Source organism: Variovorax sp. 20P10.2.4, from assembly GCF_058244205.1.
In genome coordinates, this window is the sequence record NZ_JBZAYE010000858.1 from 1 (window position 1) to 2,543 (window position 2,543).

Genomic DNA, 2,543 nt, shown 5'->3' on the forward strand with positions numbered 1-2,543 from the left:
CCGAGAAGAAGGCGAAGCGCGAGGCCGAGCGCGAACGCCAACGCGCGCTCGACGACACGCAGCGGCGCGAACAAGCACCGCCACGCAACGACACGCGCACGGCCGAGCCCGCGGCGGCCCCGCAACCCGCGAAGCCGCGCAGCGCGCTGTCGCTGCTGGGCCTGTGGGTCAGCATCGCGATACAAGGCACCTACGTGCTGGGCTTCCTGCTGTCGCTGCGCGATGCCTGGCTGATCGGCCTCGTGACGGGCGCGATCTGGGTCGCCAACATCTACCAGCGCAAGGCCGGCTGGATGCGCTTCTTCATCGCGCTGATCGCCGGCTCGGGCCTCTCGGCGGTGCTGCGCAAGATGTGGTCCTGAAAAGCCCGGCTCCCAAAGAAAAATCGCCCCGAAGGGCGATGTGCTTCTAGGACGTGGCCGATGTCGAGGGCCGCGACGCCACCGCGGGTGCCTGCGCCTGCGCTGGCGCGCGCATGTCGAACAGCCGGCACTCGGTGGTGGCCTTGGCATACAGCGTGCCGTCCGGACCCACGAGGCTGGCTTCGGCCAGCGCCGTGCGGCCTTCGATGCGCGTGACCGTGGCCTCGGCGCGCACGCGCCGCACATCGAGCGTGAGGCCTTTCAGGTAACGGGTCTCGAGGCTGGCCGTGGTGTAGACCTGCCCCGGCGGCAGCGATGCGAGCACCGCGCAGCCCAGCGCCGAATCGAGGATCGAGGTCATCCAGCCGCCGTGGATGGTGCCCATGGGATTGAGGTACTCGCGCTGCGGCGTGCCCTGGAACACGGCCGAGCCCGGACGCGCGACGATCGCATAGAAGGTCAGGTGCTTGGCGAACTCCGCATAGGGAAGCTGGCCGTTCATCATCGCGTGCATCACTTCGAGGCCGCTCTTGCCGACGAGCTGCGCGGGCCGTGCCACACCGACACCGGGACCCGAATTAAGCAGTTCGACTACCTCGCGTTCCTCGGAGAGCCACAGGTCCAGTCGTTGTTCAGGCGTCATTTGAAAAGATCTCGAAAGCAATGCGGATCGGATCGGGAGAAGTGGCACGCGACGGTGCTTTCTCATGCATCTTCTTGTCGCGGCCAGTTTAGCAATTGCCTGCTGCGAAGACGATGCTTTCAAGCGCCTGCACCACGCATTCCTTGTCGAATCCTTAAGCCGCGTGCGTTAAGTGGCGCTGTCGCGCGCCGAACACAGCGCCGGCCCCGCGCGAACGATGGGCTTCACAGTTCGCGCGCATGCGACTACATTCGCATCCCTCGACAACCACGCACCACAGGAGGTACGCAATGAACAAGCCAGTCCTTGCCCCCACCGCCGTCTCGGTGCCCGGCCGCTCGATCGCGTTGCGCACACGCCGCTGATGCCTTCGCCTCGCTGAGCGTCGCAGCCCCCGCGCTGCACGCGACGCCGCCCCGCCCGAGATTCGCCAAGCCCGCCGCGCGCGCCATCGCGTGCGGCGCCCGGTCTTTCGTTTCCGAATCAAGGTGCCCACACCCATGCTAGATACAGCAGCCGCGCACGCGCGGCATCGTTTCGTTTTTCTCTCGACCGTCCGCATCGCCATCCTCCCCGCCCACGCCAGGAAGGAGGTGGCCCCATGAAGATCCCGCCCCGACTCCAACCCCTGGTCGACGAAGGCCTGATCGACAGTGTCAGCCGCCAGCTCATGAGCGGCAAGGAGGCGATGGTCTACGTCGTGCACAGCGGCGACGAAGCCCGTTGCGCCAAGGTCTACAAGGAGGCCGACAAGCGCGCCTTCCGGCAAGCGGTGGACTACACCGAGAACCGCAAGATCCGCAACTCGCGCGAGCGCCGCGCCATCGCCAAGGGCACGCGCTTCGGCCGCCGCATGACCGAGAGCCACTGGCAGAGCGCCGAGGTCGATGCGCTGCACCGGCTGGCCGACGCGGGCGTGCGCGTGCCCGAGCCCTTCGGCTTCTGGGAGGGCGTGCTGCTGATGGAGCTCGTGACCGATGCCGAGGGCGCGGCCGCGCCGCGGCTCAACGACGTCGAGTTCACGCCCGAGGATGCGCGGCGCCATCACGCCACGCTGGTGCGCGAGGTGATGCGCATGCTGTGCGCGGGCATCGTGCACGGCGACCTCTCGGAGTTCAACGTGCTGCTCGGCGCCGGCGGCCCGGTGATCATCGACCTGCCGCAGGCCGTCGATGCCGCGGGCAACAACCATGCGCAGCGCATGCTGCTGCGCGACGTGGCGAACCTGCGCGAGTTCTTCGGCCGCTTCGCGCCCGAGCTGCACGAGACGCGCCATGGCGAGGAGATCTGGCATCTCTACGAGCGCGGCCTGCTGCGGCCCGAGACGCAGCTCAGCGGCGCGCCGCCGCGCGACACCGGGCCGGTCGACCTCGGCGAGGTGCTGCGCGCGGTCAACGATGCGCGCGCCGAGGAGGCGCTTCGGCGCGAGCGGCTGGCGAAACGGGGCGAGCCCTGAGCCCGGCGGCGACAATCGGCGCAGCACCGCCCGCCCTCCTCCACGATGTTCCAGCCCCCCGACCTCGCGCCCTCCCCGCGTC

3 protein-coding genes are annotated in these 2,543 nt (G+C 68.8%); 2 read left to right on the forward strand and 1 reads right to left on the reverse strand.

The features are described 5' to 3' along the window. The coding region (locus tag AC27VN_RS38590; protein WP_490880085.1) for a hypothetical protein at positions 1-362 on the forward strand (362 nt) is incomplete at its 5' end. Between the two features lie 46 nt (positions 363-408). Here AC27VN_RS38590 and AC27VN_RS38595 read toward each other — a convergent pair. Further along, positions 409-1,005, reverse strand: coding sequence for a PaaI family thioesterase (locus tag AC27VN_RS38595; protein ID WP_490880086.1), 597 nt, complete (start codon positions 1,003-1,005; stop codon positions 409-411). Between the two features lie 601 nt (positions 1,006-1,606). Between AC27VN_RS38595 and AC27VN_RS38600 the strand changes: the two genes are divergently transcribed. Further along, positions 1,607-2,461 (forward strand): PA4780 family RIO1-like protein kinase, encoded by an 855-nt coding sequence (locus AC27VN_RS38600; protein ID WP_490880087.1) that lies wholly within the window; start codon positions 1,607-1,609, stop codon positions 2,459-2,461. Positions 2,462-2,543: the final 82 nt, after the last annotated feature.